Origin of the sequence: Brachyspira sp., from assembly GCF_050873525.1 — a bacterium.
In the GTDB taxonomy this organism is placed as follows: Bacteria; Spirochaetota; Brachyspiria; order Brachyspirales; family Brachyspiraceae; genus Brachyspira.
Map to the genome: position 1 here is coordinate 1 of NZ_JBNMIZ010000169.1, position 5759 is coordinate 5759.

At 29.1% G+C, this 5759-nt stretch carries 5 protein-coding genes; 3 read left to right on the top strand and 2 right to left on the bottom strand.

What is annotated here, in order from left to right; all coding sequences use genetic code 11:
- The first annotated feature begins 217 nt into the window (after positions 1-217).
- The 3 genes from ACR0QS_RS10210 (at position 218) to rpiB (ending at position 2510) form a co-directional block, all read left to right on the top strand.
- Positions 218-1246, top strand: coding sequence for a hypothetical protein (locus ACR0QS_RS10210; protein ID WP_432633343.1), 1029 nt, complete (start codon positions 218-220; stop codon positions 1244-1246).
- A gap of 35 nt (positions 1247-1281) precedes the next feature.
- Positions 1282-1989 (top strand): acyl-[acyl-carrier-protein] thioesterase, encoded by a 708-nt coding sequence (locus tag ACR0QS_RS10215; protein WP_432633344.1) that lies wholly within the window; start codon positions 1282-1284, stop codon positions 1987-1989.
- A gap of 68 nt (positions 1990-2057) precedes the next feature.
- Positions 2058-2510 carry a ribose 5-phosphate isomerase B gene (gene rpiB / locus ACR0QS_RS10220; protein WP_432633345.1) on the top strand — a complete coding sequence of 151 codons (453 nt, stop codon included), beginning with the start codon at positions 2058-2060 and terminating at the stop codon, positions 2508-2510.
- Between the two features lie 24 nt (positions 2511-2534).
- Here the strand turns inward: rpiB and ACR0QS_RS10225 are convergent, their stop codons facing one another.
- Positions 2535-4226, bottom strand: a complete 1692-nt coding sequence (locus ACR0QS_RS10225; protein ID WP_432633346.1) for a cytochrome c biogenesis protein CcdA — start codon at positions 4224-4226, stop codon at positions 2535-2537.
- A gap of 219 nt (positions 4227-4445) precedes the next feature.
- Entirely contained in the window at positions 4446-5669 is a 1224-nt protein-coding gene (locus ACR0QS_RS10230; RefSeq protein WP_432633347.1) for a hypothetical protein, read from the bottom strand.
- Positions 5670-5759 lie beyond the last annotated feature (90 nt).

Below are 5759 nucleotides of genomic sequence, written 5' to 3' on the forward strand. Positions count from 1 at the left end.
CAATAATATAGATAATTTATTTATAATTCCCATCAATTTTTTCCATTTTTTAATTCAAAATGTTATTTTATAATAATTATAAAAAATATTCAAATATGTTTATAATTTATTAAAATTTATACGATACTAATATTAACGAGTTATTTTCAAATTAATTTCATACTTGAATAATAATATTTTTATGTTATAATTTGAGCAAATGAAATAAGGTAGGTATATGGTTCAAGAAGAAGTCGTTGTAGCGGAAAAAGAATGTGTAGCGGTTAGATTACTCGCCGAATATCCCGATTTGGATTATTATATTTATTTAATGTTTTTTATTGATAAAGATAATTTGAAATTAGTCGGCATGGAAATGCTGGTTTCAAATAATTACGATTTCTTTAATCTGCTTAAAAATACAAACGATTTGAAAGAATTATATAAACATATAGAATTTGCAGTTTCCACCGAAAACGATTTAATAATTCCAAGCGAAGAATTAAAAGAAGACATAAATAAAATCTTAAAAGACAGAGTAAACAGATTCAATATAGTTAATTATTTGATTAAAAACGATATAATTCCCGTTATTGACATATTCTCCGATACTTTAAATATTTCTATGGATTTCAATATAGGAATATACGATATTATTTACAAATATTATCCCGTAAGCGATATTAAATCTTTTATAGAAAACACTAAAGACGATATAAAAAATAAAAAAATCGATTTGGATGTATATAATTTCTTTTCAAACGCAGAATACGAAATGATTTCCGAAGAAGAGGATATTGCCGACAAATATCAAATAATAAACGCTTCTTTAGTCGTATCTCCAGTTAATGGAACTCCGATAAACGAAGTAAAAATAGGCGATATGGTCGTTGTAAGTATAAATTCCAATCTTTACGAAGAGAATATGATTTATATAGAATCGAAAGGAAAAAAAGACGAATATTCCAAAGCTTTAGTCCCAGGCGAGATTATAGAAAAAGCGGTTACGGACGAAAGCGTGAAACTTACGATAAAATTAAGCGATGAATATTGCGCCGTAATAGAAGAAACCGAACCGATTAAATTAAGAATATTCGACCCCGATAACGACACTTATATAGCGCCAGTAATTTCAATGGACGAAAGGATTAATTTGATAGCGAAATTTTTTGACAGCATCAGCGTTTTTCAATTAATAATGTATGGACTTGGAATAACTTCTTTATTCGTTTTGGTATATGTTCTTTATATTATAATGTCAAGTTGAATAATGTTTTTAAATAATAAATAATAGGCTTTTATATGTATGAAATGAAAACAATTGTCGGAACGAGTCAAATAGATAAAGATGGACTTTTAAAAACTTCGTCAATATTCGATATTATGCAGGATTGTTCATTTTTTCAGCTGGACAGCGAAAACGAACTTACAAATTATTTCAATGAAAATAATATAAGCATGTTTCTTATTTCAAGGCAAGTCGATATTTATAAACTTCCAAAATATAGCGAAAAAATTATCGCCCGCACTTATGTTTACGAATGCAACGAAGCTTACGGCTATAGAAATACCGTGATATACGATGAAAATAATAACGAGCTTGTCGTTTGTTATGCAATCGGCGGATTTGTCGATTTGGGAAATTCCAATTTAGTGAGAATTCCAAAAGCGGTTATTGACGGAGTGAAATTCGATAAAAAAATTGAAATGAATTATTTGCCAAGAAAAATAAAAATCGACAATAAAAATTTTAAAGAAGTCGACAGATTCAAAGTAAAAAAATATTTTATAGACGACAATAATCATGTAAATAACGCGAGATATATGGATATGGTTATCGATTATGTTGAAGATTATTATAAAAGAATAAGAATCGAATATAGAGTTCCAGCGAAATTGGGCGACACGATTATAGTCAATAAAGAAAATATTGAAGATAAAACTATAATCAAACTTTGCGGAGAAAATAATATAACTTATGCGATTGTTGAATTTTCTTATAATTTATAATATTTAAATATTTAAATTAAATTTAAATTAAGTTAAATAAAAAAATAAAATAAAAGAGGAATTAAATCATGAAAATAGCGATAGCATCAGACCATACGGGAGTGGAATTAAAATCGGAAATAATAAAATACTTAAAAGAATTGGGACATACTGTGGACGACTTTGGAACGAATAGCAGCGAAAGTATAGATTATCCAATTTACGGAAAAAAAGTCGCGGACGAAGTTGCCAAAGGAAAATATGACGGCGGAGTTTTAATCTGCGGAACAGGAATAGGAATTTCGCTTGCGGCAAATAAAGTTAAAGGAATAAGAGCGGCGGTTTGTTCAGAACCTTATTCGGCAAAATTATCGAAGATGCATAATAATTCAAATATTATCGCGTTTGGAGCGAGAGTTGTCGGACTCGATTTGGCGAAAATGATAGTCAAAGAATGGATTGAAGCAAAATTCGAGGGCGGACGACATTCAAAACGAGTCGATTTGATAAGCAAAATTGAAAACGGAGAAGATATTTTTTAATTTTTTAAAATTTATTAAAATAGATTATTTAATTATATTTTCTATATTGTCTATTATTTCGTTTGCGATTTTTTCGTCAAAACTTGGAAACGAATTTTTTGTATATAAAATATTTTTGTCTTTATCAATAATTATAATCCACGGAAGCCATTTTATATCGAATTCTTTTGCAATGTCTTTTCTTTTATCAACATCGACTTCGATAAAAATTAAATTATTTTCTATAATATTTTTTAATTCTTCGCTTTCAAATACTTTTTCTTTAAGCTCAAAACAGTTTGCGCACCAAACGGCAGAGAAATCTATTAATATATTTTTTCCGCTTTGTTTTGAAATTTCTAAAGCTTCTTCGTAAGTAATCGAATCATTGGATTTTGATTTTATAAAACTATAACTTGAACCGACAATTAAAGATAACATTAAAACCGAAACAAATAATTTTATTTCAAATTTAGTTAAATAAATATTTTTCTTTTTTATCAAATAAATAATTATGGCAAATATTATTATCGATAAATCGGCAAGCATAAAACCAATTTTATTAAATCCTAAAATTCCAAATAATATATTTAAATAATAAAAACAAATAAGAAACATTATAAAAGTAAAAATATATTTGATATAAATTGTCCATTTTCCAGATTTCGGCATTTTTGCGAGAAGCGAAGCGAAAGTTCCCAATATAAATAAAACCGAAGAAAAACCTAAAGCGTATATAAACATATAAACTGTTGCAAATAGTGGATTTAATAATCCCATTTCGAGTATGAAAGCGATTATCGGAGCGGCGCATGGAGTGGCTGCAATTCCTGTCAAAAGTCCCATAGCGTATTTATTAATTAAAGAATTTTTATTTTTTGAATAGACGCTTGACTTTGCAGATTGTAAAAAATTCGGAGATTTGATTTCGTAGAATCCCGCCATTGAAAAAGTAAAATATAGAAAAAATAAAATTAGAATCGTTAGAACTATCGGATTATATCCTATGCTTCCGAATAAAATAGTTTTATGGAAAAAGAATCCGGCGATTGAAACAAAGCTTCCTAAAATCGTATAAGTCGTTATTATTCCAAAAGCAAATAAAAGTGAAGGCAATATATTTGATTTATTATTTGAATTTTTAGAATTTGAAAATATTGAAATCGTTATTGATAAAAGAGGGTAGGAGCATGGCAAAAAAACCGAAGCCAATCCCGAAACAAATATAATTATTAAAGTTATAAATATATTTTGATTTTCCGTTAAATTATTTTCCGTTAGTAAACTTGCATTTTGAGGCTTTTCTAAAATATCGTTAATTTCTTCTCCAAATATAATTTCGCTTTTTGGAGGAAGGCATATATTGTCTTTTTCCGAGCATAATTGATAATCCGCTTTTATAAAATTAATTTCTTTTATATCAATATTTAAAATAAATTCCTGTTTGCCTTTTATTATTATATCGTTATGGAATTTTTCCCCTTTTGGATATATTGCTTTTATTTCATTATTATCATTATCCACATAGAATTTTATTTTATTTGCGATTGACGATTCCAAATAAGCATAATAATTTTTTGGAATATCGGCTTCAATTATTAATTTATTTTCGCTTGCAGTTAAATTAAAAATAATTTTTGCTTCGTTATTCGTATTAAAATTAAAGTTAAGCAAATCGTTATTTTGGGAATATAATAAACTGCCTATTAGGACGAATAATAATATTTTTAATTTCAATTTTTAATTCCTTTTTTAATTATTAAATATATGCGATTGTTTTTATAAAAGTATCTTTTTTGCAGATTACTTCGATTATAAATAGTCTCGTAATAACAATTAATTTTCCGTTATTGCTATTGGCTTTAAAATTAAACGAATAAAAAAGGAGAAGACTATTTTTAGCCTCCTCCGTGATTTCAATGTTTTTTAACTTTTCTTAATAACAAGCGGTTAAAACTATCGTATTATCCCGTTATTAATTCTTACTACTCTTCTTGTTTCGCTTATATCCTTTTGTCCCGGCATAAACATGAAGTTCCAGCCTCTATGGTTATCCGTAAACGCAGCGGTATGAGTTAACTGTTTCATAGTAAATTCTGGTCTTTGCGCCAAATATATATTATGATTAGTCATATAAGGCATATTTTCAGGAGTGAAATAAACGCCCGGATGATTTGCATATTCTTTATAATAATTATATACTCCGTAATAAGGATAATAAGAATGAACGGCAGCGGCGCCATCTTCCTTCTTATCATAGTAGTCATACATAACCAAAATTTCTACAAAGCCAGGCTCTATATATTGTCTTTCAAATAAATTATTAGCGCATTGCCATCCGTCATGGTAAGTTTCCACATTATGTCGATAAGTTATGAAATCAAATACGCCTTCTTTAAATTTGTTGTCTCCGCTTGTAGCGTGGTTTGGTCCTGCCACACGACTTTGCTGAGCGGAAACTAAATATTTAGCTCTTGCCTCTTCGGTAGTCATAGTGTTAGCGTAAACGGCTCCAATAGTATTGATATTTTTTTCTGTCCAACTAATCTTCACTATAGCCTGTTGATTATTTATAAATCCATATTTTCTTCCTCTTTGTATGGACACATCTCTATAACGAACTATAGTAGCTCCCATAAATTTTTTGATTATAGTATTGTCTTCTTTCCAAACTATATCGCCGTTTTCATTGAAGTAGTAATAATCTTGAGCGCTATATTGTCCGTCAGTATGTCTGTTTTGAAAATTAGCAGTGTTTCTATTATTTGCCTTATTTCTTATAGCGAAAACTCTTCCATCGTTTACGGCTTTTCTGTTAATTTGGTCAAACCATAATTGTTTTAATGTGTTGGTGTCGGCATAGCTTACATTAGTATAACCGTCTCCGCCCACAGCAAAAGGAACTCTAATTCTGTAATAATAACTTGGGTCCCATTTAGTAGTAGTGCCAGAATCTCCTCCTGAAGAACCGCCGTCTCCAGAACCTCCGCTTCCGTCTCCGCCTGAAGAACCGCCTCCAGAATTCGTATTATCGTCAACATCTACGCTCGAGTAACTTCTTCCTCCCGTTCCCGTAATGTCGGCGCCTCCGCAGGAAATTATTCCCGCCATACTAAATACCACTATTAATAAAATAATGGCTATTCGTTTTGAAACTTTTAATTCTTTTGTGTTAATCATAATTAACTCCTTATTGTAATTAAATTATAGGTTACTCAAAACCTTACACTAATATTATAACAATTATTAAAAAAAAGTCAAGTTAAAAAA

Excerpts from the sequence above, each read along its gene's own strand:
- ACR0QS_RS10210 (WP_432633343.1), top strand. The coding sequence starts at position 218 with ATGGTTCAAGAAGAAGTCGTTGTAGCGGAAAAAGAATGTGTAGCGGTT.
- ACR0QS_RS10215 (WP_432633344.1), top strand. The coding sequence starts at position 1,282 with ATGTATGAAATGAAAACAATTGTCGGAACGAGTCAAATAGATAAAGAT.
- rpiB (WP_432633345.1), top strand. The coding sequence starts at position 2,058 with ATGAAAATAGCGATAGCATCAGACCATACGGGAGTGGAATTAAAATCG.
- ACR0QS_RS10230 (WP_432633347.1), bottom strand. The coding sequence starts at position 5,669 with ATGATTAACACAAAAGAATTAAAAGTTTCAAAACGAATAGCCATTATT.